The sequence below is a fragment of the Extensimonas vulgaris genome, assembly GCF_003337425.1.
In the GTDB taxonomy this organism is placed as follows: Bacteria; Pseudomonadota; Gammaproteobacteria; order Burkholderiales; family Burkholderiaceae_C; genus Extensimonas; species Extensimonas vulgaris.
In genome coordinates this window covers 36,754-62,063 of record NZ_QPJU01000002.1, presented here as the reverse complement: position 1 = coordinate 62,063, position 25,310 = coordinate 36,754, and the positions used below count along the sequence as shown (strand labels likewise).

The window sequence follows — 25,310 nt, the reverse complement described above, 5'->3', positions numbered from 1 at the left end:
GTGTGCGAAAAAAGAGCGTGCGCTCGGTGGGCTAGCCGCGCATGGTGCTGCCGCCGTTGACGCTGATCACCTGCCCGGTCACGAAAGCCGCCTCGGGCGAGGCCACGTAGCTGACCATGGACGCAACCTCGGCCATCTCGGCCGCGCGCCCCATGGGGATGATGCTGACGAAGCGCTCGACCAGCGCCGGGTCTTTTGCGGCGATCTCTTCGAGCTGCGGCGTGCGCACGGCGCAGGGGGCGACCGTGTTCACGGTGATGCCGTCGCGTGCAAACTCGCGCGCCAGGCCCGTGGTCAGGCCGTGCGCGCCGCCCTTGGCCGCGTTGTAAGCGGCGTGCGCCCACAGGCCGCTCATGACCGAGTCCGCGCCGATGATGATGACGCGCCCGTAGCGCTGCTTTTGCATGGTCGGCAGGGCCGCGCGGCAGCACCACAGCACCGTCCAGAGGTTGCGGTCTATGGTCTGCTTGAGCGTCTGCGGCGTGTGCTCGAGAAAGGGCAGGATCACCCCGCCGCCCGCGTTGTTCACGAGGATGTCTATGCGCCCGAAGGCGTCGCGCGTGGCCTGCATCAGCGCCTCGGCCGTGGCTTCGAGCGACAGGTCGCCCGCGGCGGTGATGACCTCGGCGCCGGTGGCGCGCACCTTGGCCGCGCTGGCTTCGAGCCCCGCGGCATCGGCGTCGGCAAGCGCCAGGCGGGCGCCGTCGCGCGCCAGGCGCAGCGCGATTTCGAGCCCTATGCCGCGCGCCGCGCCCGTGACCACGGCCACGCGGCCTGCATGCGGCTGTGCCTTGAAAGCCCAGTCCTGCCCTGAAGATGTGCCCGCGTTCATGCCGCCTCCTGCCGTTCGATCTGCCCCACCTTGCCGAAAGCCGGCTTGGGCAGACTGCCCCAGGTGTCGAGCGCGAGTGGGTGCGGCTCGAGCATGCGCGGCTCGCGGGCGCCTTTTTCGGGGAACTCCTCCATGCCGAAGCTGTATTCGATGGTCATGCCGTCGGGGTCGAGGAAATACAGAAAGATGCTGCCCGAGGGCATGTGGCGGCCGGGGCCGAAGACGATGGGAATGTCGGCCTTCTGCATGCGGTTCATGGCGCGGCCGATGTCGTCGATATCGCTGACCATGAAGTTCACGTGGTTCAGGTGGTTGCCGCCTTGCGAGCGCCCGATCGCGAAGCTGTGGTGCAACGGATTGGGCTGGCAGCGCATGAAGGCAAAGTGCCCTTCGACGAAGTCCGAAATCGCAAAACCCAGTTGCGCGTGCAAAAACGCCGCCATCTCGTCAAAGCGCTCGACCGAGAGCACCACATGCCCCAGGCGCGCAATCTTGGTCAGGCGCTGCTGGAACGGCACGGCCATCTGCTGCATGCGCGTGTAAAGCTCCATGGTCAGGCCCGAGTGCGGCTCGACGAAGCGCAGGCCGTCGCCCTGGCGCAGCAGGGCACGCTCCTCGGCGCTGATGTCGTGCACGGCCAGGCCCAGGCTTTCGAGGTGCTTGCGCGCATGTTCGAGCTCGGCGCGGCTTTCGAGCTCGAAGCCCACGCGCTTGACGCCCGGCGCCGCGGCCGGGTAGAGCACCATGTTGTGGTGGTCGGTGCTGCAGCGCAAAAACGCCGGCCCGCCGGGCACGCGCTCGGTGAGGTCCAGCCCCACGAGTTCGGTATAAAACTTGGTCGAGCGCTCGACGTCGGTGACATTCAAGGCCACGTAGCCGAGCTTGCGGTAGCGAAAGGGGATGCTCATGGCGGTGCTCTTTCTTACAGCAGGATGCTCACGCGCCCTTGCGGACGCAGCGATTCGAGGTCGAGCACGCAGCGCTTGCTGCGAATCTTGAGCGCACCGTCGGCGCCGCGCACCAGCGTGTAGTCGGTGCTGCCCACGTAGGTGTCGGTGAAGCCGTCCTTGCTGCGGTAGGTGACGAAGGCGGCGTTGACCTGGGCGCTGTCGGCGCTGCGCGCGAGAATGCGCACGTTGCTCACGATGTGGCGCGTCTTGGAGCGCGGCTGCTCGGAGACGGCCATCTTCTTGTTCAGGCGCTTCACGCGCTCGCTGAGCCGGAAGGCGTCGTCGGCGATGTAAAACAGGCTGCTGGCGGGGTTGGCGTCACGCGGCAGGTCGGTGGCGGGCACCTCGTAGCGCGCATCGGCAGTGAAGAGCGCGAGCCATTCGTCGAGCCGCCAGTCGTCGAGCAGCGCGGCTTCGTGGTAGAGGAAGTCCTCGACTTCGGAGCGGGTCAGGTTTTGCATGGGCTGCCTCCTTCATTTTTCTGCTGGGCCTGGTTCAAACGGCTCAGGCGCTTGTGCCATTCGGTCCAGAAGACGCGCATCTGAATCTCGTCGTCCGCGGCGGGCTGCGGCTTGCCCATGCCCTTGGAGATGTCGTTCCAGGGCACTTCCTGCAGGTTGTTGAAACCCGCCTGGCATTGCTGCAGCGCTTCGACGTCGTCGGGGGTCGCAAAGCCGCCCGGCCCCAAAAATTCGAGGAAGTTTTCGAGGCGCGACTTGCGCGCCCAATCGCTTTCTTCGGCCGGCGCGAGCGCCCAGGCGTTCACGTGCAGGTGATCCGGTGCGAGCGGGTAAAACGTGCGCACCGTGATCGCCATGATGTCGTTGATGATCAGGTTCGGGAAGATCAGCAGATTGCGATTCTTGAACGCGATGCGCTGCGCGCGTTCGGCGCCGAAGCGTTCGGTCAGGCGCGCGATGATCCTGTCGATGTCGGCCTTGCCCTGCTCGCCCCAGGCCGGGATCCACTGCCCGATCGGGCGGCCCCAGGGCGCGGAGTATTCGATCACGCCGTGGCCGTTGCCCAGGTCGCGCCCCACACCTTCAATGCCCACGGCAGCGAGCGCGCCGGCCGTGCCTTTGAGGTAGTCGAGGTAGGTGGCGTGCGTGGTGGCGGCGTGGTAGCCGTCGATGCTGTTTTCGACCAGCAGCTTCCAATTCGCACGCATGCTGTACTCCTGCGTGCCGCCGACGATGGTCATGCCGGCTTCGGACTGATCGGCCACGAGGTCGATGTATTCGCGCGCCTGGCCCAGGTAGGTGGGCAGGTCGACGATGTCCTTGTCGAACGAGACGAAGTGAAAGCCGCGGTATTCCTCATGGCGCGGCGCGGGCGTCAGGTCGGCGCCGCCTTGCGCGTTGAAGTCCGGCGCGTACGCCGCCTGGCCGGGCTGCTCGCGCAGCTTGCCCGTCGAGTGGAACACCCAGCCGTGGTAGAAGCACAAAAAGTTCTTGGCCGTGCCCGAGCGCTCGCGGCACACCGTGGCGCCGCGGTGCGGGCAGGTGTTCATGAGCGCGTTGATGCGCCCGTCGGTGTCGCGGTTGAAGATCAGGCGCCGGCCGGCCACGGTGCGCGTCACGAACTGCCCCGGCGCGGCAATCTCGGAGGCGTGGCCCAGGTACAGCCAGCAGCGGTCGAAAATCGCCTGGCGCTCGGCCGCCATGACCTCGGGATCGACGAAGGACGCGCGCGGCACCTTGAAGCGCTGGCGCGCGGGGTCCACCAGCAGGTGGATACGTTGCGAAAGGTCTTGCATCTGTCTCCTCTTTCTTCTGCGTGAATACCCGGGCCTCCCAGGGGCCCGGGGAATGGCGCGACAGCACCAGATCAAAAAACAAACAGGACAGTCTGTTTTTGACTTGGCAAGCGCTCCAGCGTTTGTCCGGTTGCGCTCAGCGCCCCAGCCAGCAAGAGTTTCGCAAAATATCGACAGATGGCTTATTAAGGATAACCCTAGGTTATCTTGAGATTTTTTCTGAACTTGCGCCCACAAGGATGCAGCGGGGCTGTGTTGCCACGGGGCGACCGCCTTGACAGACCACGATTTGCGTAAGCCATGTCTTTTATCCCAGATTGTTCATTAGGACGCGGGATGGTGGCGAGGCGGCTGGCGTGGCAGCTTGGTCGCGGGTGAGAAGTCCATGGCCCGAGCCATGGACGCCGAGGCCGCGGCCGAATTGACCGGCAGACGTCCGCCAACGCCCGCGTAGGTGCGCAGCACCGCCGAATGGACCATCTGGGTTTATCGCTTGTCGCAGCCAATGCGGCCGCCGTGCGCCGGCATTTGCGTGGCTGCGGCCGTTACACTTTGCGTTTCCTTGCGCGGCAATCTTCACCGTGCGTTTTCTCCAGATTTGCTACGCCCCTTTGGAATGAGCCCCGCTTCGCCAACGCCAGCCACCGCAGCGCGCCGGGTCTTGCGCCCCGACGTAGGCTTTTTGTTGCTGCATCCGGCGCACTTCGTCGCGCTGGGCGCAGGTGCGGGGCTGAGCCGCGTTGCGCCGGGCACGGTGGGCACGTTCTGGGCCTGGCTCAGCTACCTGGTGCTGCAGCAGTGGCTGGGCACTATGCAGATCGGCCTCTTGATCGCCGCGAGCGCCGTGCTCGGCTGGTGGGCCTGCACGCTCACGGCGCGGCACCTGGGCGTGGCCGACCCGCCCGCCGTGGTCTGGGACGAGATCGTGGCGTTCTGGCTGGTGCTGTGGCTAGCCATGCCGATGGGCGGCTGGGGGCAGTTCTGGGCCTTCGTGCTGTTTCGCTTTTTCGACGCCGCCAAGCCCGGCCCTGTGGGCTGGGCCGACCGCGTGTGCAAGGGCCTGGGCTGGCGCGGCGGCTTCGGTATTTTGTGGGACGACCTGGTGGCGGCGTTTTGCACGCTGCTCGTGATCGCGCTCTGGAGGTTCTTCGCATGAGCGCCTCGGAACTCATAAAACAAGAGCTTCCAGCGCTTGATTTATCTGCGCTAGAGCCTGTTTTGAGCATTATTTCTGCGCAGTTGCTGCGGCGCGGCTGGATGCTCGCCACGGCCGAGAGTTGCACGGGCGGGCTGATCGCCGCGGCCTGCACCGAGCTTGCGGGTTCGAGCCAATGGTTCGAGCGCGGCTTCGTGAGCTATTCGAACGCCGCCAAGAGCGAGCTGCTGGGCGTGGACGCGGCGCTGATCGCGCGCCACGGCGCCGTGAGCGAGCCCGTGGTGCGCGCCATGGCCGGCGGCGCGCTGGCGCATGCGCACGCGCAGCTGAGCCTCGCCGTCACCGGCGTCGCGGGCCCGAGCGGCGGCAGCGCCGACAAGCCCGTAGGCACGGTGTGGTTCGGCTGGTGTCTGCCCGGCGCCACGACCGGGCAGCCGCCGTTGCTGCACAGCGAAGTACGGCACTTCGCCGCGGACGGCCTGACTACACGCGCACAGATACGCGCCGCCACGGTGCAGCACGCGCTCGGCTGGCTGGCCGGGCGGCTCGCGGCCTTGGACTGAGCGCAAACCCGCAGATCGGTAACCCACCATGACGGCATTGCGCAACACTCGGCTCCAGCGCTTGGGCGCGTGGCTGGCCTTGTGCGCGCTGCTGTGGAACCTGGGCGCGCCGCTGCTGTCGGCCTGGGCGCAGTCCCGGGCCGCGCTCGACGCGCTGCCCTGGGGCGAGCAGGTGTGCAGCGCCATGGGCACCGTGCATGCGGGCGTGCCCGATCCGGCCGCGCCGCAAAGCCCCGACGCGCTGCTGGCGCTGGCGCACTGCCCGCTGTGCGTGCTGCACGGCCACACGCCCGCGCTGCCGCCCGCAACCGGGCCCATCGTTTTCAGCGCCGTGCCGGCGCAAGCCCCGCCGCAGGGCCCTGCCGCGCAGGCGCCGCGCGCGCACGAGCCGCTGCGCGCGCACCGCACGCGCGCACCTCCCGTTTTCTCCTGACCCCTCCGTATCACCGCAGGCATGCGCTGCGCGCGCAAGGCCCTGCCTGTTTGCTTTCCGGCGCCGTGTCGGCGCCGGTGAAAGTCGTTCATGTTCAGGAGAATTCGATGAAAACCCGTCCCCCCAAAGCCGAGCGTCTGGCGCTCGGCCTGATCGCTGCGGCGGTCTGCCAGGCCGTCGCCGCCCAGGAGGCGCAAGAAGCGCCGGAAAAATCGACGCCGCGCCTGCCGCAGGTCACCGTGACCGCGCCCAAAGAGGCGCGCACCGTCGCCACGCCCGCCGAGCCCCAAGACCTGCCCGCGCTGCGCGCCGCCACGAGCGACACCGCGAGCCTGCTGCGCGACGTGCCGGGCGTGAGCCTGTACGGCGCCGGCGGCGTCTCCAGCCTGCCCGTGATCCACGGCCTGGCCGACGACCGGCTGCGCATCAAGCTCGACGGCATGGACCTGATGGCCGCCTGCCCCAACCACATGAACCCGCCGCTGTCGTACATCGACCCGAGCAACGTGGGCAGCATGCAGGTCTATGCCGGCATCGTGCCCGTGAGCGTGGGTGGCGACGCGATCGGCGGCGCGATCATCGTCGATCCGCCGCCGCCGGTGTTCGCCGCGCCCGGCACGGGCAGCCTCACCACGGGCCAGGCCGGCACGCACTACCGCAGCAACGGCGATGCCGCGGGCGCCAACCTGCGCGCCACCTACGCCACCGAGACGTTCAACATCACCTACGCGGGCTCGATCGCGCAATCCGACAACTACAAGGCCGGCGGCGACTTCAAGAACTACGACGCCACGGGCCGCCCGGGCCACACGCTGGCGCGCGACGAGGTCGGCTCCACGGCTTACGAGACGCGCAACCACGAGCTCGGCGTCGCCTGGCGCGGCAGCGGCCAGCTCGTCGAGGCCAAGCTCGGGTTCCAGGACGTCCCCTACCAGCTGTACCCGAACCAGCGCATGGACATGCTCGACAACACGCAGCACCGCATCAACCTGCGCTACCTGGGCCAGTTCGACTGGGGCGCGCTCGAGGCACGCGCCTACCACGAGAAGGTCGATCATTACATGGACTTTGGCGACGACAAGCGCTACTGGTACGGCAGCGCCTCGGGCGGCGCCGTGCCCTTCACGGGCTACCCCTGCTCCCCCATCGGCTCGACCTGCGCGGCGGGCATGCCCATGTACACGCAAAGCAAAAACACCGGTGCGTCGCTCAAGGCCAGCATAGACATGGGCCCGCGCGACCTGCTGCGCGTAGGCGGCGAGCTGCAAAACTACCGCCTCGACGACTGGTGGCCCCCATCGGGCGGCGGCATGTGGCCCAACACCTTCTGGAACATCAACGATGGCAAGCGCGACCGCATCGGCCTGTTCGGCGAATGGGAGCGCCAGATCGACGCGCAGTGGATGGCCCTGGTCGGCGCACGCTACGAGCACGTGAAAACGGACGCTGGCAATGTGCAGGGCTACAACATGATGTACAGCACCACCGCCTTCAACACGAGCGACCGCAGCCGCAGCGACGACAACTGGAACCTCGCCGCCATCGCGCGCTACACGCCCGACACCACGCGCAGCGTGGAATTCGGCTACGCCTTCAAGACGCGCTCGCCCAACCTCTACGAACGCTATTCCTGGTCCAGCATGGGCATGGCCGCAGGGATGAATAACTTTGTGGGCGACGGCAACGGCTACTTCGGCAACCCCAACCTGCAGCACGAGATGGCGCACACCTTCTCGGCCACGTTCGACCTGCACGCCGCCGACCGCGAGTGGGAGTTCAAGGCCACGCCCTACTACTCGCGTGTGAACAACTTCATCGACGCGGTGCAGTGGAGCGCCATGGGCAACGCCCCCGCGACGATGCCCCTGCGCAACCAGTTCGTCGTCCTGCGCTACGCCAACCAGAGCGCGCGCCTGTATGGGCTGGATCTTTCGGGCAAGATGCCGCTGGCCAAGACCGACTTCGGGCGCTTCGGGCTGCTTGGCTTGCTCAACTACACCAACGGCAAGAACCGCGACACGGGCGACCACCTCTACAACATCATGCCGCTCAACGCCAAGCTGACGCTCACGCACCAGTACGACAGCTGGAGCAGTGGGCTCGAACTGCAGATGGTCAAGCGCAAGTCGCAGGTGTCTGACGTGCGCAACGAGCTGCAAACGCCCGGCTACGCGCTCTTCAATCTGCGTTCGAGCTACCGCTGGAAAAACGTGCGCGTGGACTTCGGCATCGAAAATCTGTTCGACAAGCTCTACTACCAGCCGCTCGGCGGTGCCTACCTGGGCCAGGGCACGACCATGTCGATGAACAAGGAAAAAGCCGGCACCACACTCTGGGGCACCGGCGTGCCCGGCATGGGGCGCTCGATCTACGCGGGCCTGACCGTGGACTTCTGACGCGCGGGCAGCGCCGTCACCTCGCAAGGCCGCCGCGTGCGGCCTTTTTTGATCGAATCGGGCTAAAACCCGCGGTAAAAAAGCATGAAAAGCTATCTTTATGAAAGCATCCGCGGTCTTTCACTGCACGGTATCCAAGGGCATCTACGCTGGCGGGAGCATCGGACCTCAGGGGCTTTTATGATGGCCAAGAGCCCACCACTCTTTCTGCCAGCCCCATGCAAAAACCCCTGCCCACGCTGTTCCCGATCCGCTACACCGCACTGCTGCTGTGCGCGCTCGCCCTGCTGTGGGCGGGCGTGGTGGCCGTGCAGCGCGTGCAGGGCGGGCTTGCGCTGGGCTGGCCCACGGGCGCAGCGCTCGCGCTGTGTGCGCTGCTGGTGCTGCTGGGCCTCTATGACCTGATCCAGCCGCACCACGCCATCTTGCGCAACTATCCCATCATCGGGCACCTGCGCTATCTGCTCGAAACCATCCGCCCCGAAATCCGCCAGTATTTCATCGAGGGTGACCGCGAGGCCGAGCCTTTTTCGCGCGCGCAGCGCTCGCTGGTCTATCAGCGCGCCAAGGGTGAGCCCGACAACCGCCCCTTCGGCACCCTGCTCGACGTGAGCGACAGCGGCTACGAATGGATCAACCACTCGCTCGCGCCCACGCGCATAGATTCGCACGACTTTCGCGTCTGGGTCGGCGGCACGCCGCAGCAGCCCTCGCCCTCGGTCAGCCCCTGCACGCAGCCGTACGCGATGAGCGTGTTCAACATCTCGGCGATGAGCTTTGGCGCACTCTCGGCCAACGCGATTCTTGCGCTCAACCAGGGCGCGAAGATCGGCGGCTTTGCGCACGACACGGGCGAGGGCTCGATCTCGCGCTACCACCGCGTGCACGGCGGCGACCTGGTGTGGGAGATCGCCTCGGGCTACTTCGGCTGCCGCAACGCCGACGGCAGCTTCAACCCCGATCGCTTTGCCGAGCAGGCGCGCGCGCCGCAGGTCAAGATGATCGAAATCAAGCTCAGCCAGGGCGCCAAACCCGGCCAGGGCGGCATGCTGCTGGGCCCCAAGGTCACGCCCGAGATCGCCGAGGCGCGCGGCGTGCCCGCGTGGCAAGACTGCATCTCGCCGCCCAGCCACAGCGCGTTTGCCACGCCCATCGAACTGCTGCAGTTCGTCGCGCGGCTGCGCATGCTCTCGGGCGGCAAGCCCACGGGCTTCAAACTGTGCATAGGCCACCCGTGGGAGTGGTTCGCCATCGCCAAGGCCATGCGCGAGACCGGCATCACGCCCGACTTCATCACCGTCGATGGCGCCGAGGGCGGCACGGGCGCGGCGCCGGTCGAGTTCAGCGACCACGTGGGCACGCCGCTGCAAGAGGGCCTGCAACTGGTGCACAACACGCTTGTGGGCCTGAACCTGCGCGAGCGCGTGCGCATAGGCTGCGCGGGCAAGGTGGTGTCGGCCTTCGACCTTGCGCGCATGCTGGCGCTGGGCGCGGACTGGTGCAATTCGGCGCGCGGCTTCATGATGGCGCTGGGCTGCGTGCAGGCGCAAAGCTGCCACACCGGCCGCTGCCCCACGGGCGTGGCCACGCAGGACGCGCGGCGCCAGCGCGCGCTGGTCGTGCCCGACAAGGCCCAGCGCGTGGCGCAGCTGCACCGCAGCACGTTGCACGCTCTCAAGGCGCTGCTGCAGGCCGCGGGCCTGTCGCACCCGAGCGAGATCACGGCCGAGCACATCGTGCGCCGCATCAGCGCCACCGAGGTGCGCCCGCTGGCGCGCCTGCTCACGCCGCTGCAGCCGGGCGCACTGCTCGACACCGCACCCGGTGCGCTCGACGCACTGCCCAACCTCTACCGCCGGTATTGGCCCATGGCCGACGCGCACAGCTTTGGGCCGACGCAGCAGCGGTAGCTTTTTGGCACCGCTGCAGCGCGCGGGCGAGTGCATGCGCTACGCTCGGCTCTTTTGCATGCTTTTTGCCGCATGACGCCCTTGTTTGCTACCACTGCCGCTACGGTTTTTGCTGCCCCCGCCCACCCGCCCGAGACCTACGCCGCCTTCTTGCGCACGCAGCTGCCGCGGCAGACGGGCAACGTCGTGCCGTATGAGCTCGACGGCGAGCGCGTGTGGCTGAAAAAAGCCGGCACGCCGCACAGCATATGGCGCTACCGCTTGCTCGGTCTGGCGGCGCGCACGCTGCGCCTGGCGGCGCTGCAACCCGTGCCGAATCCGGGCGGCCAGCAGGCCATCGCCACCGAAGTGCGCCGCCTGCGCACACTGCACGCGCTGGGCCTGCGCGTGCCGCAGGTGCTGGCCGCCGAGCCCGAGGGCTTTCTGATGCAAAACCTCGCCACGCGCGGCACGCTGATCGATGAGATGGACGCTGCGCGCGACCCGCAGGCCATCCTCACGATCTGGCAGCAGGGCCTGCAGGCGCTCGCCCAGGTGCACGCCGCGGGCGCCTGCCTGAGCCAGGCCTTTGCACGCAACATGGTGCGCTGCAGCGACGGCGTGGTCGGTTTCCTCGACTTCGAGGAAGACCCGGCCGCCGTGCTGCCGCTGCCGCTGTGCCAGGCGCGCGATGCGCTGCACTATGCGCACTCCTGCGCCATTTACCTGGTCGAAAGCGGTGCCCTCGGCGCCGGCCATGCGCTGTGGGCGGACTGGCTCGCGCACAGCAGCCCCGCGATGCAGGCCGCACTACAAACCGACCTGCCGCGCCTGCACTGGCTGCGCCTGCTGCCGCCAAGCCGCAGCCTGGGGCGCGACCTGCAGCGGGTGCGCGCGGCCTACGACTTGCTGACCTACGGCGCGGCAAAGAGCACGTCTGCGGGAAGCTGAGGCTTGCCCTGCGTCAAAAACCATGCCTGCGCGCATGAACAGGGCATGCGCTTGCCGGCACAATGCGCGTTTGCCGCGTGCAACCGCCACAGGGCAGGCGCGGCAGTGACGTCAATGGATGGAGAGTGGGATATGGACCTGAATGGGGCAAGCATCGTCAAATGGGCCATCGTGGGGCTTTTTCTGGCCTGCGTGCTGTACGTGCATTTTCGCGGGCGCACGCGGTTGCCGTTCATGCGCCAGCTGTTCGACCACTCCTCGTTCGTCGCGCCGATCAACGTCTTTCTCTACGCCTTTTCGGCCGTGCCCACGCGCGACGCCTACCTGCCCACCAGCTACTTTCCCGGCCTGCAGACCATCGCCGACCACTGGGAGATGATCCGCGACGAGGCGCTGGCGCTGCGCGAGCAGGGGCGCATCCGCGGCACCGACAAGAACGACGACGCGGGCTTCAACTCGTTTTTCAAAAACGGCTGGAAGCGCTTTTACCTCAGGTGGTACGAAGTCAGCCCGCCCTCGGCCGCGGCCCTGTGCCCCAAGACCGTGGCGCTGCTGCGCGACATCCCCGGCGTCAAGGCCGCGATGTTTGCCGAGCTGCCGCCGGGCGGCAAGCTCAACATTCACCGCGACCCGTTCGGCGGCTCGCTGCGCTACCACCTGGGCCTGGCCACGCCCAACGACGAGCGCTGCTTCATCGAGGTCAACGGCGAGCGCCACGCCTGGCACGACGGCGAGGGCTTCGTGTTCGACGAAACCTTTTTGCACTGGGCCATCAACGGCACCGAGCGCAACCGCCTGATCCTGTTTTGCGACCTCGAACGCCCCATGAAATACCGCTGGGCCCAGGCCGTGAACCGCTGGCTGGGCCGCACGCTGCTGAGCGCCGCGGCCTCGCCCAACGACACCGGCGACAAGACCGGCGTCATCAACAAGATCTTCCGCATCTTCTGGTACGCGGGGCAATACCGGCGCCGGCTCAAGAGCTTCAGCAAGCCGCTGTATTACGTCATCAAGTACGGCCTGATCATCGCCCTGGTGGCGTTCATCATCTACCTCTGAGCGCGCCCGCCGTACACCGCGCGCCGCACGCACCATCCACCAAGCGCCGCGCCATGTCTGTCACCACACTCGTCCTCCTGCGCAAGCCTGCCTTCTGGCTCGCCCTGGCGTGCCTTGCGACAGGTACAGCGCAGGCGCGCGACCTCACCAAACCAGGCACCCTCGCACCCTGCAGCGCGTACAGCGCTACCGATGAGGCTGCGGACACCGGCACACGCATTGACCAGCCCCGCGCCTCGCCCAACGTAGCGCCCGGCGTGCCCGAGCCCGCCTCGGGCTACCGCGCCAAGCCGCTCGTGCGCGCGCGCCGCTTCATGGTCGTGGCGGCGCATCCGATCGCGGCGCAGGCCGGCTGCGCCATCCTGCAGCGCGGCGGCTCGGCCGTCGATGCGGCCGTGGCCGCGCAAATGGTGCTGGGCCTGGTCGAGCCGCAGTCCTCGGGCCTGGGCGGCGGGGCTTTTTTGCTGCACTACGATGCGCGGCGCAAAACCGTTACCTCCTACGACGGGCGCGAAACCGCCCCAGCCGCAGCCACCGAGGACTACCTGCGCTATATAAACGAGAGCAATCAAAGCCCGCCCGCGCCCGTCAACGGCGCGCCCGAGGCGCCATCCTCATTCAACGCGCTGCGCCAGAGCGGGCGCTCGGTGGGCACGCCCGGCGTGCTGCGCATGCTCGAGCTCGCCTACCAAGACCACGGGCGCCTGCCCTGGCCGCAGCTGCTGCAGCCCGCGATCGATATCGCCGCGCATGGCTTTGCCATCGGCGGCCGTCTGGCCGACGCGATTGCCAGCGCCCAGGCGCTGCTGCACACCGACCCCGAGGCGGCCACGTATTTTCTGCAGCCCGACGGCAGCCCCAAAGCGCGCGGCAGCCTGCTGCGCAACCCGGCCTACGCGGCCACGCTGCAGACGCTCGCGCACGATGGCGTGGACGCTTTCTACAGCGGCTCCATCGCAGCGGGCATCGTGCAAAAAATCCACCTCACGCGCGGCGGCCAGCCGGCCGTGCCGATCACGCCGGGCCTGACCACTGTCGACGACCTCGCCCGCTACCGCGCGCTGCACCGCACGCCCGTCTGCACCACTTACCGCGCCTACTGGGTCTGCGGCATGGGCGCACCCTCGTCGGGCGGCATCACCGTGGCCGCGACGCTGGGCATTTTGGAAAACTTCGACCTGCCCGCCCTGCCCCCCACCGCGCTCGACGCGCTCGGCGGCCAACCGCAGGCGCAGGCCGTGCACTGGATCACCGAGGCCGAACGCCTGGCCTACGCCGACCGCAACCGCTACATCGCCGACCCCGACTTCGTGCCGCTGCCCGAAGGACTTCTGGACAAAAACTATCTGCGCGAACGCGCCGGCCTGATCGCCCCCAACCGCAGCATGGGCACGGCGCAGCCCGGCGAGTTTGCCCAGGTGCCAAAAATGGGTTCAAGCAGCGCCGAGGGCAAAGGCACGACGCAGATCACCGTGGTCGATGCGCGCGGCAACGTGGTCAGCATGACGAGCAGCATCGAAAGCAGCATGGGCTCGTTTCGCATGACGCACGGTTTTTTGCTGAACAACGAACTCACCGACTTTTCCGTGCTGCCGCGCGACGCGCACGGCCCGATCGCGAACCGCGTGCAAGGCGGCAAGCGCCCGCGCAGCTCGATGGCGCCCACGCTCGTGTTCCGCAAAAAGCCCGACGGCTCCATGGGCGACTTCATGCTCGCCACGGGCTCGCCCGGCGGCGCGGCGATCATCCAGTACGTGAGCAAAACGCTGGTGGGCGCGCTCGACTGGGGCCTTTCGGCACAGCAGGCCACGGCCATGATCGACTTCGGCGCCGCCAACAGCCCCGTGACCTATGTCGGCGGCGAGCACCCGAACGTGAGCACCTCGGCCCCGCCGGGCGGCCTGGCGGGTGACGCCGATGCGCTCGTGCGCGGCCTGCGCGCACGTGGCCACCAGGTCGACCTCAGGGCGCAAAGCAGCGGTATCGCGACCATCGTGCGCACGCGCTACCGCGGCCGCCCCGTGCTCGAAGGCAGCGCCGACCCGCGGCGCGAGGGCGTAGCACTCGGGGATGGCGCACGTTGAACCCAGATTGTCCATTAGGCGGTGCTGCGCACCTACGCGGGCGTTGGCGGACGTCTGCCGGTCATTGGGGCTGCTAGTGTAGTGTTTGATGCTTGATGCGACAAATAAAACCGATGGATTTTTGGTCTGGGCAAGGCGCAAACCGCAGCGATACCGGGTGGTATCGCGAGGATTTGCAACGCGGCCCAGGCCGAAAAGACGCGGTTTTATGTCGCAGATAGCGTCGAACACTGCACTAGCAGCCTGTCGGACTTTGGAATCGTCGGCTGCGAATGCGCCGCAGCGGCCCATTTTTTACCGTCTTCTTGCCCCATAGTCCCGCTATGGGGCTGCGAATCCGGCAAAAACTGGCCTCGCCGGGGCGCCTTCTCGCTATCGACGCCCAAAGTCCGACAGGCTGCTAGAGCCCATCCGCATGAACAATCTGGTCGCAGCCCGGCGCTTACTGCAACAGCCCGGCCTTTTTGATCACCGCATGGGCGCGGTGTGTGTGTGCCGTCAGCAAGGCCACGGCATCGTCTGCCTTGCGTGCGAGCACGGCCTCGAAAATCGCCCGGTGCTCCTCATGCACCTCGGCCGGTGGCGGGCCCTTGACCACGGACATGCGGCGGTAGCGTTCGGACTGCTGGTACAGCAAACGCCGTGTCTTGAGCAGCCGCGCTGACTTGCACGCCCCTACCAGCGCCTCGTGGAACTGCCGGTTGCAGGCTTCCCAGTCGTCAAAGGCGGCGCGCGGATCGGTGCGCAGGCGCTGCTCGGCAAGCGTCAGCTTGTGAAAGGCGCTGACGATGTCGGCCTCCCAGTCGTCCGTGCCTTGCGCCATGCTCTCGCGCAAAGCCTCGCATTCGAGCAGGATGCGCATGCGCGTCAGGTCTTCCAGGTCGGCCAGCGACATGGGCGCAACACGAAAGCCGCGCTGCCCTTGCGCCACCACCAGCGAATCGGAAATGAGCAGCGCAAGCGCCTCGCGCAAAGTGCCCGAGCTCACGTCGTAGCAGGACTTGAGGTGTTCGACACGCAGCTTCTCGCCCGCGGCAAGCCGCCCCTCGACGATGTCACGCCGCAACTGGCGGTACGTGGCTTCGATCAGCGTGCGCGGCTGGTCTTCCAGCTCCAGTTCTTCGATGGCATCGACGTCGGCAAGGTTCATGGTGGCGTGTTTGGAAAATGTGCTAGGAGGCTGCCGGACTTTGGGCGTCGAAAGCGAAAAGGTGCGCCAGCCGACGACTCCAAAGTCCGACAGGCTCCGCGGGCCGCGCGCACGTCGGGAAAACGTTGAAAAACGCGCGCTTTTGATACCCCAGGATCAGCCAGGAAGATTGTATGCAGTAAAAATCTCGAGAAAAATAAGGGTTTTCACCGGCTTTCACCTATCGTTCGATAGGTGAAAATATCGACATTGACACTGAATCTCCGGCCTCACCCTGCTGCGTGCGCGCCGTTCTGCGACGTGCCGCGCGATAGCCTCTTAATTTTCCCGCGTTGTTCGCCCCTCTGTTCACCATCTTGACGCCACACTTCTCATGACGACCACTCCTTCTTCTCCTGAAATCGGCAAGAGCATCGTCGCAGCCGGGCTGCGCACCAACTACCACGACATGGGCCAGGGCTTTCCGGTGATGCTGATCCATGGCTCCGGCCCCGGCGTCAGTGCCTGGGCCAACTGGCGCCTCGTCATGCCCGAACTCGCCAAGGAGCGGCGCGTCATCGCCCCGGACATGGCAGGTTTTGGCTTCACCGAGCGCCCTGCAGGCGCCGTGTATTCGATGGACAACTGGGTGAAGCAAGCCGTGGGGCTGATGGACGCGCTGGGTCTGCCGCAGGTGGACCTGGTGGGCAACTCCTTCGGCGGCGCCTTGTCGCTGGCTCTGGCCATACGCCATCCGCAGCGCGTGCGTCGGCTCGTGCTCATGGGCGCGGCCGGGGTGCCGTTCGAGATCACGCCCGCGCTCGATGCGATCTGGGGCTACACCCCATCGTTCGAAAACATGCGCAAGGTGATGGATTGGTTCGCCTATGACCGCAATCTGGTGAACGACGAACTTGCACGGCTGCGCTACGAGGCCAGTATCCAGCCCGGCTTTCAGGAGTCCTATGCGTCCATGTTCCCCGCGCCGCGCCAGCGCTGGGTCGAAGCCCTGGCGAGCAAGGAAGAAGACATCCGCGCGCTGCCGCACGAGGCACTGATCATTCATGGGCGCGAAGACCAGGTGATCCCCGTGAGCAACTCCATCCGGCTGTCGCAATGGATCTCACGCTCGCAACTGCACGTGTTCGGCCGCTGCGGGCACTGGACCCAAATCGAGCATGCCAAGCGTTTCATCCAGTTGGTCGGAAATTTCCTCGCTGAAGCCGACGCTGCCTGACGCTGCCGCACCCAAAGAACGCTGCCATGAGCACGAAACCCGCACCACCTCCCATCCCGCCCGCTGGCGCCGGCCGGCATTGGGTGTGCATTGCGCAAACGGCGGCGGAGTCCACGCAGGAGGCGTGGTATGCCTGCGCAGAAACCGAAACCCTGCTGCAGGGCATGGCACGCACAGGTCGCAAGGGCATCCCGGTGGGTTGCCTGGGCGGCGGCTGCGGCGTCTGCAAGGTCAAGGTGAAAGCGGGTAACGTGCACCTTGTCGGCCCCATGAGCCGGGCGCATGTCAGCGCCGCAGAGGAGCTTGAAGGGATATGTCTTGCCTGTCGCGTGGCACCGCGTGCGAACGTTGAGGTCGAAGTGCTGGGCAAGCTGAAAAAGGCCCTGGGCAAAGCCCCGGGGTTTTCGTGGAGTGCTGGCGTGGCAAAGCTCGGCGCGTCAGATTGTGCAACTGCAAATGTCAAGGAGACATGAAATGGGCATCATGCGAATCGGCCACGTCAACCTGCGGGTGATGGACATGGCCGCGGCCGTCAAGCACTATGAAAAAGTGCTGGGCCTCAAGAAAACCATGGAAGACAAGCAAGGCAATGTCTATCTCAAGTGCTGGGACGAGTGGGACAAATACTCGCTGATCCTCACGCCCTCCGACCAGGCGGGCATGGAACACATCGCGTACAAAGTCGAAAACGATGCCGACCTCGACGCCTTGCAACAGCGCATCGAGGCCTACGGCATCAAAACCCAGATGCTGCCCGAAGGCACGCTGCCTGCCACCGGGCGCATGCTGCAATTCCAGCTGCCCAGCGGACACGACATGCGCCTGTACGCCATGAAGGAATACGTGGGCACGGAGGTCGGCACGGTCAACCCCGACCCCTGGCCCGACAACATCACGGGCGCGGGCGTGCACTGGCTCGACCACGCACTGCTGATGTGCGAGCTCAACCCTGAAGCGGGTGTGAACAAGGTCGCCGAAACCACCAAGTTCGCCACCGAATGCCTGGACTTCAAGCTGGTCGAGCAGATCATGGTCGGGCCCGACAACAGCATCCAGGCCGCAACCTGGCTGTCGCGCTCGAACACGCCGCACGACATCGCCTTCGTCGGCGGCCCGCGCATGGGGCTGCACCACATCGCCTTCTACCTCGAAGACTGGGCCGACGTGCTCAAGGCCGCCGACGTGATGGCCAAGAACAAGGTCAAGGTGGACCTGCCGCCCACGCGCCATGGCGTCACGCGCGGCACCACCATCTATTTCTTCGACCCGAGCGGCAACCGCAACGAAACCTTCTCGGGCCTGGGCTACCTGTCGCAGCCCGACCGCCCCGTCACCACCTGGACGGGCGACGAGATGTGGCGCGGCATCATCTACCACACCGGCGAAGCGTATGAAGCCTTCACCGACGTCTATACCTGATGCAGCCCCGCGCCATGGCTGAATCCACCTTGAGCGTGGGCACGCGCGCCATCGCCTGCGAGGCCGCTGCCGCCGCCGTGCAGGCGGCGGTAGCGCATGCGCAGGCGCTTGGCATACGCATCAACGTCGCCGTCACCGACCCCGCAGGATTGTTGATGGCCTTTTTGCGCATGCCCGGCGCGCCGCTGCACTCGATCGACATCGCCATCGACAAGGCCTACACCGCGGCGAGCTTCGGCGTGCCCACGGCGCAGTGGTTCGAGCTGATCGGCGACGAAGAAGCCCTGCGCATCGGCCTGCCGCACCGCCCGCGCCTGGTGGTCTTTGGCGGGGGCTTGCCCATCCGCGAAGCCGGTGTGCTGATCGGCGGCATCGGCGTCTCGGGCGGCTCGGCCGCGCAGGACGAAGACTGCGCGCGCGCCGGCCTTTCTGCGATAGGGCTATAGGTCTCTTTGTTTTTTCAGCAACCCTCCTCGATATGAAGCAAATCTCGAATTTCATCGACGGTGCCTACGTCGCCACCGGCAAAACCTTCGAAAAGCGCTCGCCGCTCACGGGCCAGGTCATCGCGCAGGTCCATGAGGCCGGCAAGGCCGAGGTCGATGCCGCAGTGTCCGCAGCGCGTGCGGCCTTGCGCGGCCCCTGGGGTCGCATGAGCGTGGCCGAGCGCGTCGAACGCCTGTACGCCGTGGCCGACGGGATCAACCGCCGGTTCGAGGAGTTTCTGGCCGCCGAGTGCGAGGACACCGGCAAGCCGCGCAGCCTGGCGAGCCACATCGACATCCCGCGCGGGGCGGCCAACTTCAAGGTTTTTGCGGACGTGGTGAAAAACGTCCCCACCGAATTTTTCGAAACGGCCACGCCCGACGGGCGCGGCGCGATCAACTACGGATACCGCAGCCCCGTGGGCGTGGTCGGCGTGATCTGCCCCTGGAACCTGCCGCTGCTGCTCATGACCTGGAAGGTCGGCCCCGCGCTCGCGTGCGGTAATGCTGTGGTCGTCAAGCCCTCCGAAGAAACCCCGCAGACCGCCGCGCTGCTCGGCGAGGTCATGAACGAGGCCGGCATCCCGCCCGGCGTCTATAACGTGGTGCACGGCTTCGGCCCCGATTCGGCCGGCGAATACGTCACCAGCCATCCGCAGGTCAACGCCATCACCTTCACCGGCGAAACGCGCACCGGCGAAGTCATCATGAAGGCCGCCGCCAAGGGCGCGCGCCCCGTCAGCCTGGAGATGGGCGGCAAGAATGCCGCCATCGTGTTCGCTGACTGCGACTTCGACGCGGCCATCGAGGGCACCATGCGCTCGGTGTTTGCCAATTGCGGCCAGGTGTGCCTGGGCACCGAGCGCGTCTATGTCGAGCGGCCGCTTTTCGAGCGCTTCGTCGCCGCGCTCAAAAAAGGCGCCGAAGGCCTCAAGCTTGGGCGCCCCGAAGACGCCGCGACCAACATGGGGCCGCTGATCAGCAAAGAGCACCAGGCCAAGGTGCTGTCGTACTACCGCCTTGCGCTCGAAGAGGGCGCGACGCTGGTCACGGGCGGCGGCGTGCCCGACATGCCGGGCGAGCTCGCGGGAGGCAGCTGGGTGCAGCCGACGATCTGGACGGGCCTGCCCGAGACGGCGCGCGTGCTCAAGGAGGAAATTTTCGGCCCCTGCTGCCACATCGCGCCCTTTGACAGCGAAGAAGAGGTGCTCGCCAAGGCCAACGACAACGACTACGGCCTGGCCACGGCCATCTGGACGCGCGACCTCGCGCGCGCGCACCGCGTGGCGCAGCGCATGGAAGTGGGTCTTGCCTGGGTCAATAGCTGGTTCCTGCGCGACCTGCGCACACCCTTTGGCGGCGCCAAGCAGTCGGGCATAGGGCGCGAGGGCGGGGTGCACTCGCTCGAGTTCTATACCGAGCTGAAAAACGTCTGCATCAAACTTTGACAAAGGCCCACAGCATGGACAAGCAACGCATAGAAACCCTGGGCGACGAGCTTTATGAAGCGCTGCGCCAATGCCGCACGGTCGAGCCCCTGACCAACCGCCACCCCGACATTACGGTAGAAGACGCCTACCGCATCCAGCAGCGCATGATTGCCCGCCGCCTGGAACAGGGCGAGCGTATCGTCGGCAAAAAGATCGGCGTCACGAGCCAGGCCGTCATGAACATGCTGGGCGTGTACCAGCCGGACTTCGGCTACATGCTCGACGGCATGATCGTGAGCGACGGCGAAACCATCCCCATGTCCTCGCTGATCCAGCCCAAGGCCGAAGGCGAGATCGCCTTCGTGCTCAAGAAAGACCTCATGGGCCCGGGCGTGAGCAATGCCGACGTGCTGGCCGCGACCGACTTCGTGATGCCGTGCTTCGAGATCGTCGATTCGCGCATCCGTGACTGGAAGATCAAGATCCAGGACACCGTGGCCGACAACGCCTCGTGCGGGGTGTTCGTGCTCGGCAGCGCCGCGGTCGATCCGCGCAAGATCGACCTCATCACCTGCGGCATGGTGCTCGAGAAAAACGGCGAGGTCATCGCCACCGGCGCGGGTGCTGCGGCGCTGGGCTCGCCCGTGAACGCCGTGGCCTGGCTCGCGAACACGCTGGGGCGCCTGGGAATCGGCCTCAAGGCCGGCGAAGTCGTGCTCTCGGGCGCGCTCGCCGCCATGTGCCCCGCGCAGGCGGGCGACCATTTTGCCGTGCACATCGGCGGCCTGGGCAGCTGCTCGGTGCGTTTTGGCTGAGCGCCATCTCATTTTTCATTGACGGAGTTTTCATGCAGAAAATCAAGTGTGCCGTGATCGGCCCCGGCAACATAGGCACCGATTTGCTGGCCAAGCTCAAGCGCAGCCCAGTGCTCGAGCCCGTGTGGATGGTGGGCATAGACCCCGAATCCGACGGTCTGAAAAAAGCCCGCGAGATGGGCATCAAGACCACCGCCGAAGGCGTCGATGGCCTGGTGCCGCACATCAAGGCCGACGGCGTACAAATCGTTTTCGATGCCACCAGCGCCTACGTGCACCCCGAAAACAGCCGCAAGGTCAACGCCGAGGGCGCCCTGATGATCGACCTCACGCCCGCGGCCATCGGGCCCTTTTGCGTGCCGCCCGTGAACCTGCGCGAGCACGTGGGCCGGCGCGAGATGAACGTCAACATGGTCACCTGCGGCGGCCAGGCCACCATCCCCATGGTGGCGGCCGTGGCGCGCGTGCAGCCCGTGGCCTATGGCGAGATCGTCGCCACCGTTTCGAGCCGTTCGGCCGGGCCGGGCACGCGCAAGAACATCGACGAATTCACGCGCACCACGGCCAAGGCGATCGAGCAGGTCGGCGGCGCCAAGAAGGGCAAGGCCATCATCATCATCAACCCGGCCGAGCCGCCGCTGATCATGCGCGACACCGTGCATTGCCTGACCGAGACCGAGCCCGACCAGGCCAGGATCACCGAATCCATCCACGCCATGATCAAAGAAGTGCAGCAGTACGTGCCCGGCTACAAGCTGGTCAACGGCCCGGTGTTCGACGGCAAACGTGTCTCGATCTTCCTCGAGGTCGAGGGCCTGGGCGACTACCTGCCCAAGTATGCGGGCAACCTCGACATCATGACCGCCGCCGCCGCGCGCACCGCCGAAATGTTCGCCGAAGAAATCCTCAGCGGCGCCTTGACCCTCGAACCCGTTGCCGCCTGAAGGGACACACCATGAATCTTGCTGGAACCAAAATCACCGTCCACGACATGACCCTGCGCGACGGCATGCACCCCAAGCGCCACCAGATGACGCTCGAACAGATGAAGAGCATCGCCTGCGGTCTCGACGCAGCCGGCGTGCCGCTGATCGAAGTCACGCACGGCGACGGCCTGGGCGGCAGCTCCGTCAACTATGGCTTTCCCGCGCACACCGACGAGGAATACCTGTCCGCCGTCATTCCGCTGATGAAGCAGGCCAAGGTCTCGGCGCTGCTGCTGCCAGGCATAGGCACCGTCGATCACCTCAAGATGGCCCACGATCTGGGCGTGCACACCATCCGTGTGGCCACGCACTGCACCGAGGCCGACGTGTCCGAGCAGCACATCACGATGGCGCGCAAGATGGACATGGACACGGTGGGCTTCCTGATGATGGCCCACATGAACAGCCCCGAAGGTCTGGTCAAGCAGGCCAAGCTGATGGAGGGCTACGGCGCCAACTGCATCTACATCACCGATTCTGCCGGCCACCTGCTGCCCGACGGCGTGAAGGCACGCCTGAGCGCGGTGCGTGATGCGCTCAAGCCCGAAACCGAGCTCGGCTTTCACGGCCACCACAACCTCGCGATGGGTGTGGCCAACTCCATTGCGGCGATCGAAGTGGGTGCGCGGCGCATCGACGCCGCGGCGGCGGGCCTGGGTGCCGGCGCCGGCAACACGCCCATGGAGGTGCTGGTGGCGGTGTGCGACCTCATGGGCATCCAAACCGGCGTGGACGTGGCCAAGATCACCGACGTGGCCGAAGACCTGGTGGTGCCCATCATGGACTTCCCGATCCGCATCGACCGCGACGCGCTGACGCTTGGCTATGCTGGGGTGTACGGCTCCTTCCTGCTGTTTGCCAAGCGTGCGGCGGCCAAGTACGGCATCCCTGCGCGCGACATCCTGGTGGAGCTGGGCCGGCGCGGCATGGTCGGCGGCCAGGAAGACATGATCGAAGACACAGCCCTGACCATGGCCAAGGAACGCGGCCTGATCCCCGCCAAGGCAGCCTGAGGAGACGGCGATGAGCACATTGGACAAAGCCACCATCGCGCAGTTGGCCGAGTACCTCGAGAACTGCCAGCTCAAGGCGCAGGACACGCCCAAGATCACCGACCAGCACCCCAGCATGGACTGGGACGACGCCTACGACGTGCAGGAGGCAGTGCTCGCGCGCAAGACGGCGCGCGGCGCGCGTGTGGTCGGCTACAAGGCTGGGCTGACCTCGTTTGCCAAGATGAAGCAAATGGGCGTGAGCGAGCCGGTGTTCGGCTTTCTCGTCGATGAATTCGCCGTACCCGAAGGCGCGGCCATCAAGGTCAGCGAGCTCATCCACCCCAAGGTCGAGCCCGAGATCTGCTTCGTCACCAAGACCGCGCTCAAAGGGCCGGGCTGCCACGTGGGCGCCGTGCTCGCGGCGTGTGACTTCGTGCTCGCAGGCATCGAAGTCATCGACAGCCGCTACCGCGACTTCAAATTCGACGCCAAGAGCGTGATCGCCGACAACACCTCGGCCGCGCGCTTCGTCGTCGGCAGCCGCATCGCAAATGCGCAAGACCTCGACCTGCGCACGCTTGGCGTGGTGCTCGAGAAAAACGGCGTACCCGTGGCGTTTGGTGCCGGCGCCGCCGTGGTCGGCAACCCCGCCGCTGCGGTGGCCATGCTCGTCAACCACCTGGCCGCACGCGGTCAGGAGCTGCCAGCGGGCAGCCTGGTGCTCTCTGGCGGCATCACCGAAGCCGTGGCCGTGCAGGCCGGCGACGCCGTCACGCTCAAGGTGCAGAACCTGGGCAGCGTGGGGCTGCGCTTCGTCTGATTCGCGCGGTTTTTACCAAGGAGCTTTTTATGCCATTTGCACAGATTTACCTGCTCGAAGGCCGCACCGAAGAGCAAAAGCGCGCCGTGATCCAAAAAGTGACCCAGGCGCTGCAAGAAGCGTTGGGTGCCCCCAAGGAAAACGTGCGCGTCTGGATCCACGACATGCCCAAGGAAAACTGGGGTATCGCGGGTGTCAGCGCCAAGGACCTGGGGCGCTAAAAACAGGTTCTAAAGGGAAGCGGGTGCGCCTGGGTGGTGCACCCGCCGTCAGAAGTTTCCACGACTTACGCAAATCGGGCACCGGCAAGGCGTTTGCCCCATGGCAAAACACTCTGCAGCATCCTTGTTTGCGTAAGTCCAGGTTTCATGTGTCTGTGGGCCAATGTCGGCCGTTGAAAGGAGTGTGTCATGACCACCCAAACTACTGTTAGTCTGAATTCTGCCCCGGATGTGGCAGCCCTGATTGAAAAAGACCGCATCCGCGGCAGCGTCTATACCAACGAGGCGCTGTTCGAACAGGAGATGAAAAAAATCTTCCACGGCGGCTGGGTGTTCGTGGGCCACGACTCCGAAATCCCGAGCGCCGGCGAATACGTGCGCCGCACGCTGGGCCTCGAAGAAGTGCTGATGGTGCGCCAGCGTGACAACTCGATCGCCGTGCTGGTCAACCGCTGCACGCACCGCGGCAACATGCTGCGCGTCGAAAAGCACGGCAAAGACAAATACTTCACCTGCGCCTACCACGGCTGGGTGTTCGACCTCGGGGGCAATCTGAAAGACGTGCCCTACCCGGGTGGTTTCACGAAAGACAAATCCACGCTGGGCATGCGCAAGCTGCGCACCGAGAGCTACCGCGGCTTCGTGTTCGCGAGCTTCAAGGACGACGTGCCGCCGCTGTCCGAACACCTGGGGCGCGCAAAGATTCTGCTCGACCGCTCCTGCGACATGTCGCCCACGGGCCGCATCAAGCTCACGGCCGGCTGGGCCAAGCAGCGCTTTGCCTCGAACTGGAAGATGCTGCCCGAAAACGACACCGACGGCTACCACGTCAACGACGTGCACGCCTCGTTCGCGCAGGTCATCCGCTCGCAGTATGACTCTGCCGTGATCGCCACCGAAGAAAGCCTGAAGTCGGAAACCAAGGACTGGGGCAACGGCCATACCGAGTTGTATTTCTCGCCCACCTACAAACGGTATCTGGAGTGGCTCAATACCAGCGCCGACCGCTATCCCGACTATGTGGCGCAGATGAAAGCCTTCCACGGCGAGGCCAAGGCCGACCAGATTCTGCGCGACGGCCCGCCGCACGCGGCCATCTTCCCGAACCTGTTCCTCGGCGAGATGAACATCGTCATCTTCCAGCCCGTGAGCGCGCACGAATGCATCCAGTGGCACACGCCCATGCTGCTCGAAGGTGCCTCCGACGAGCTCAATGCACGCATCATCCGCAACTCCGAGGGCGCGATGGGGCCGGCCGCCTTCCTGCTGGCCGACGACAGCGTGATCTCCGAGCGCCAGCAGATCGCCCTGCGCGGCGAAGACGCCTGGCTCGACCTCTCGCGCGGCCTGAACCGCGAGCATGTCGATGACATGGGCGTGGTCGTAGGCCACATCAGCGACGAGACGACCAACCGGGGCTTCTGGAACCACTACAAGAAGGTCATGACGGAGACGGCCTGAAACCCCAGGTGCTCTAGGAGCCTGTCGGACTTTGGAATCGTCGGCTGCGAATGCGCCGCAGCGGCCCATTTTTTACCGTCTTCTTGCCCCATAGTCCCGCTATGGGGCGGCGAATCCGGCAAAACTGGCCTCGCTGGGGCCCATTCTCGCTATCGACGCCCAAAGTCCGACAGGCTCCTAGCAGAAAGACCATCCCCTTCCCTATTTCTTCCTTCATCCATCACCGCGCGCCGCGCTGCTGCG

The 25,310-nt window shown here is 66.1% G+C and carries 25 protein-coding genes; 19 read left to right on the top strand and 6 right to left on the bottom strand.

Annotated features, from left to right (window positions below):
• Positions 1-31: 31 nt before the first annotated feature.
• Genes DFR45_RS03245 through DFR45_RS03230 form a run of 4 tightly spaced genes read right to left on the bottom strand, consistent with a single transcriptional unit; the run spans position 32 to position 3,538 of the window.
• Positions 32-832 (bottom strand): SDR family oxidoreductase, encoded by an 801-nt coding sequence (locus tag DFR45_RS03245; RefSeq protein ID WP_114482268.1) that lies wholly within the window; start codon positions 830-832, stop codon positions 32-34.
• Complete coding sequence (locus tag DFR45_RS03240; protein ID WP_114482267.1) at positions 829-1,740, bottom strand: VOC family protein; 912 nt, start codon at positions 1,738-1,740, stop codon at positions 829-831. Before DFR45_RS03240 ends, DFR45_RS03245 begins: the two co-directional genes overlap by 4 nt.
• Before the next feature lie 14 nt (positions 1,741-1,754).
• Positions 1,755-2,243, bottom strand: coding sequence for an aromatic-ring-hydroxylating dioxygenase subunit beta (locus DFR45_RS03235; protein WP_114482266.1), 489 nt, complete (start codon positions 2,241-2,243; stop codon positions 1,755-1,757).
• Positions 2,231-3,538: an aromatic ring-hydroxylating oxygenase subunit alpha gene (locus DFR45_RS03230; protein WP_114482265.1), complete on the bottom strand. Its 1,308-nt coding sequence runs from the start codon at positions 3,536-3,538 to the stop codon at positions 2,231-2,233. Before DFR45_RS03230 ends, DFR45_RS03235 begins: the two co-directional genes overlap by 13 nt.
• Positions 3,539-4,154: 616 nt before the next feature.
• Between DFR45_RS03230 and DFR45_RS03225 the strand changes: the two genes are divergently transcribed.
• The 8 genes from DFR45_RS03225 (at position 4,155) to DFR45_RS03190 (ending at position 14,069) form a co-directional block, all read left to right on the top strand.
• Positions 4,155-4,694: a phosphatidylglycerophosphatase A family protein gene (locus DFR45_RS03225; RefSeq protein WP_114482264.1), complete on the top strand. Its 540-nt coding sequence runs from the start codon at positions 4,155-4,157 to the stop codon at positions 4,692-4,694.
• A complete protein-coding gene (locus tag DFR45_RS03220; RefSeq protein WP_114482263.1) occupies positions 4,691-5,257 on the top strand; it encodes a CinA family protein in 567 nt (188 codons plus the stop codon). Before DFR45_RS03225 ends, DFR45_RS03220 begins: the two co-directional genes overlap by 4 nt.
• A 28-nt stretch (positions 5,258-5,285) precedes the next feature.
• Complete coding sequence (locus DFR45_RS03215; protein ID WP_114482262.1) at positions 5,286-5,690, top strand: DUF2946 domain-containing protein; 405 nt, start codon at positions 5,286-5,288, stop codon at positions 5,688-5,690.
• Positions 5,691-5,797: 107 nt separating this feature from the next.
• A complete protein-coding gene (locus DFR45_RS03210; RefSeq protein ID WP_114482261.1) occupies positions 5,798-8,086 on the top strand; it encodes a TonB-dependent receptor in 2,289 nt (762 codons plus the stop codon).
• 218 nt (positions 8,087-8,304) lie between these two features.
• On the top strand, positions 8,305-9,996 hold the full coding sequence (locus DFR45_RS03205; protein WP_114482260.1) for an FMN-binding glutamate synthase family protein: 1,692 nt from the start codon (positions 8,305-8,307) through the stop codon (positions 9,994-9,996).
• 72 nt (positions 9,997-10,068) lie between these two features.
• Positions 10,069-10,926 (top strand): BUD32 family EKC/KEOPS complex subunit, encoded by an 858-nt coding sequence (locus tag DFR45_RS03200; RefSeq protein WP_114482259.1) that lies wholly within the window; start codon positions 10,069-10,071, stop codon positions 10,924-10,926.
• 153 nt (positions 10,927-11,079) lie between these two features.
• Positions 11,080-11,985, top strand: coding sequence for an aspartyl/asparaginyl beta-hydroxylase domain-containing protein (locus tag DFR45_RS03195; RefSeq protein ID WP_114482669.1), 906 nt, complete (start codon positions 11,080-11,082; stop codon positions 11,983-11,985).
• Between the two features lie 53 nt (positions 11,986-12,038).
• The gene (locus tag DFR45_RS03190; RefSeq protein WP_114482258.1) at positions 12,039-14,069 is read left to right on the top strand and encodes a gamma-glutamyltransferase family protein; all 2,031 of its coding nucleotides are present in this window, start codon (positions 12,039-12,041) and stop codon (positions 14,067-14,069) included.
• 442 nt (positions 14,070-14,511) lie between these two features.
• Here the strand turns inward: DFR45_RS03190 and DFR45_RS03185 are convergent, their stop codons facing one another.
• Positions 14,512-15,219 carry a GntR family transcriptional regulator gene (locus DFR45_RS03185; RefSeq protein ID WP_114482257.1) on the bottom strand — a complete coding sequence of 236 codons (708 nt, stop codon included), beginning with the start codon at positions 15,217-15,219 and terminating at the stop codon, positions 14,512-14,514.
• Positions 15,220-15,592: 373 nt separating this feature from the next.
• Here DFR45_RS03185 and DFR45_RS03180 point away from each other — a divergent pair, with 373 nt between their 5' ends.
• The 11 genes from DFR45_RS03180 to DFR45_RS03130 all read left to right on the top strand — a co-directional run bounded on the left by DFR45_RS03180 (position 15,593) and on the right by DFR45_RS03130 (position 25,067).
• Positions 15,593-16,435: an alpha/beta fold hydrolase gene (locus DFR45_RS03180; protein ID WP_114482256.1), complete on the top strand. Its 843-nt coding sequence runs from the start codon at positions 15,593-15,595 to the stop codon at positions 16,433-16,435.
• 26 nt (positions 16,436-16,461) lie between these two features.
• On the top strand, positions 16,462-16,908 hold the full coding sequence (locus tag DFR45_RS03175; protein ID WP_114482255.1) for a 2Fe-2S iron-sulfur cluster-binding protein: 447 nt from the start codon (positions 16,462-16,464) through the stop codon (positions 16,906-16,908).
• A 1-nt stretch (position 16,909) separates the two neighbouring features.
• Positions 16,910-17,854: a catechol 2,3-dioxygenase gene (locus DFR45_RS03170; protein WP_114482254.1), complete on the top strand. Its 945-nt coding sequence runs from the start codon at positions 16,910-16,912 to the stop codon at positions 17,852-17,854.
• 14 nt (positions 17,855-17,868) lie between these two features.
• Positions 17,869-18,300, top strand: coding sequence for a GlcG/HbpS family heme-binding protein (locus tag DFR45_RS03165; RefSeq protein WP_114482668.1), 432 nt, complete (start codon positions 17,869-17,871; stop codon positions 18,298-18,300).
• A gap of 32 nt (positions 18,301-18,332) precedes the next feature.
• Positions 18,333-19,787, top strand: a complete 1,455-nt coding sequence (locus tag DFR45_RS03160) for a 2-hydroxymuconic semialdehyde dehydrogenase (protein ID WP_114482253.1) — start codon at positions 18,333-18,335, stop codon at positions 19,785-19,787.
• A 14-nt stretch (positions 19,788-19,801) separates the two neighbouring features.
• Positions 19,802-20,584: a 2-oxopent-4-enoate hydratase gene (dmpE, locus tag DFR45_RS03155; protein ID WP_114482252.1), complete on the top strand. Its 783-nt coding sequence runs from the start codon at positions 19,802-19,804 to the stop codon at positions 20,582-20,584.
• Positions 20,585-20,616: 32 nt separating this feature from the next.
• A complete protein-coding gene (locus DFR45_RS03150) occupies positions 20,617-21,528 on the top strand; it encodes an acetaldehyde dehydrogenase (acetylating) (protein ID WP_114482251.1) in 912 nt (303 codons plus the stop codon).
• Between the two features lie 11 nt (positions 21,529-21,539).
• Positions 21,540-22,583, top strand: a complete 1,044-nt coding sequence (gene dmpG, locus DFR45_RS03145) for a 4-hydroxy-2-oxovalerate aldolase (protein ID WP_114482250.1) — start codon at positions 21,540-21,542, stop codon at positions 22,581-22,583.
• Positions 22,584-22,593: 10 nt separating this feature from the next.
• On the top strand, positions 22,594-23,385 hold the full coding sequence (gene dmpH / locus DFR45_RS03140; RefSeq protein ID WP_114482249.1) for a 2-oxo-3-hexenedioate decarboxylase: 792 nt from the start codon (positions 22,594-22,596) through the stop codon (positions 23,383-23,385).
• A 29-nt stretch (positions 23,386-23,414) separates the two neighbouring features.
• Entirely contained in the window at positions 23,415-23,606 is a 192-nt protein-coding gene (locus tag DFR45_RS03135; RefSeq protein WP_114482248.1) for a 2-hydroxymuconate tautomerase, read from the top strand.
• A 189-nt stretch (positions 23,607-23,795) separates the two neighbouring features.
• Positions 23,796-25,067 (top strand): aromatic ring-hydroxylating oxygenase subunit alpha, encoded by a 1,272-nt coding sequence (locus DFR45_RS03130; protein WP_114482247.1) that lies wholly within the window; start codon positions 23,796-23,798, stop codon positions 25,065-25,067.
• On the opposite strand, the gene DFR45_RS14745 is transcribed toward DFR45_RS03130, so the two are convergent.
• A complete protein-coding gene (locus tag DFR45_RS14745) occupies positions 25,037-25,159 on the bottom strand; it encodes a hypothetical protein (RefSeq protein WP_277874938.1) in 123 nt (40 codons plus the stop codon). The two genes, DFR45_RS03130 and DFR45_RS14745, sit on opposite strands and share 31 nt — an antisense overlap.
• Positions 25,160-25,310: the final 151 nt, after the last annotated feature.

Bases quoted from the DNA above. Each gene is read 5' to 3' on its own strand.
- DFR45_RS03245 (WP_114482268.1), bottom strand. From the start codon at position 832: ATGAACGCGGGCACATCTTCAGGGCAGGACTGGGCTTTCAAGGCACAG.
- DFR45_RS03240 (WP_114482267.1), bottom strand. From the start codon at position 1,740: ATGAGCATCCCCTTTCGCTACCGCAAGCTCGGCTACGTGGCCTTGAAT.
- DFR45_RS03235 (WP_114482266.1), bottom strand. From the start codon at position 2,243: ATGCAAAACCTGACCCGCTCCGAAGTCGAGGACTTCCTCTACCACGAA.
- DFR45_RS03230 (WP_114482265.1), bottom strand. From the start codon at position 3,538: ATGCAAGACCTTTCGCAACGTATCCACCTGCTGGTGGACCCCGCGCGC.
- DFR45_RS03225 (WP_114482264.1), top strand. From the start codon at position 4,155: ATGAGCCCCGCTTCGCCAACGCCAGCCACCGCAGCGCGCCGGGTCTTG.
- DFR45_RS03220 (WP_114482263.1), top strand. From the start codon at position 4,691: ATGAGCGCCTCGGAACTCATAAAACAAGAGCTTCCAGCGCTTGATTTA.
- DFR45_RS03215 (WP_114482262.1), top strand. From the start codon at position 5,286: ATGACGGCATTGCGCAACACTCGGCTCCAGCGCTTGGGCGCGTGGCTG.
- DFR45_RS03210 (WP_114482261.1), top strand. From the start codon at position 5,798: ATGAAAACCCGTCCCCCCAAAGCCGAGCGTCTGGCGCTCGGCCTGATC.
- DFR45_RS03205 (WP_114482260.1), top strand. From the start codon at position 8,305: ATGCAAAAACCCCTGCCCACGCTGTTCCCGATCCGCTACACCGCACTG.
- DFR45_RS03200 (WP_114482259.1), top strand. From the start codon at position 10,069: ATGACGCCCTTGTTTGCTACCACTGCCGCTACGGTTTTTGCTGCCCCC.
- DFR45_RS03190 (WP_114482258.1), top strand. From the start codon at position 12,039: ATGTCTGTCACCACACTCGTCCTCCTGCGCAAGCCTGCCTTCTGGCTC.
- DFR45_RS03185 (WP_114482257.1), bottom strand. From the start codon at position 15,219: ATGAACCTTGCCGACGTCGATGCCATCGAAGAACTGGAGCTGGAAGAC.
- DFR45_RS03180 (WP_114482256.1), top strand. From the start codon at position 15,593: ATGACGACCACTCCTTCTTCTCCTGAAATCGGCAAGAGCATCGTCGCA.
- DFR45_RS03175 (WP_114482255.1), top strand. From the start codon at position 16,462: ATGAGCACGAAACCCGCACCACCTCCCATCCCGCCCGCTGGCGCCGGC.
- DFR45_RS03170 (WP_114482254.1), top strand. From the start codon at position 16,910: ATGGGCATCATGCGAATCGGCCACGTCAACCTGCGGGTGATGGACATG.
- DFR45_RS03165 (WP_114482668.1), top strand. From the start codon at position 17,869: ATGGCTGAATCCACCTTGAGCGTGGGCACGCGCGCCATCGCCTGCGAG.
- DFR45_RS03160 (WP_114482253.1), top strand. From the start codon at position 18,333: ATGAAGCAAATCTCGAATTTCATCGACGGTGCCTACGTCGCCACCGGC.
- dmpE (WP_114482252.1), top strand. From the start codon at position 19,802: ATGGACAAGCAACGCATAGAAACCCTGGGCGACGAGCTTTATGAAGCG.
- DFR45_RS03150 (WP_114482251.1), top strand. From the start codon at position 20,617: ATGCAGAAAATCAAGTGTGCCGTGATCGGCCCCGGCAACATAGGCACC.
- dmpG (WP_114482250.1), top strand. From the start codon at position 21,540: ATGAATCTTGCTGGAACCAAAATCACCGTCCACGACATGACCCTGCGC.
- dmpH (WP_114482249.1), top strand. From the start codon at position 22,594: ATGAGCACATTGGACAAAGCCACCATCGCGCAGTTGGCCGAGTACCTC.
- DFR45_RS03135 (WP_114482248.1), top strand. From the start codon at position 23,415: ATGCCATTTGCACAGATTTACCTGCTCGAAGGCCGCACCGAAGAGCAA.
- DFR45_RS03130 (WP_114482247.1), top strand. From the start codon at position 23,796: ATGACCACCCAAACTACTGTTAGTCTGAATTCTGCCCCGGATGTGGCA.
- DFR45_RS14745 (WP_277874938.1), bottom strand. From the start codon at position 25,159: ATGGGGCAAGAAGACGGTAAAAAATGGGCCGCTGCGGCGCATTCGCAG.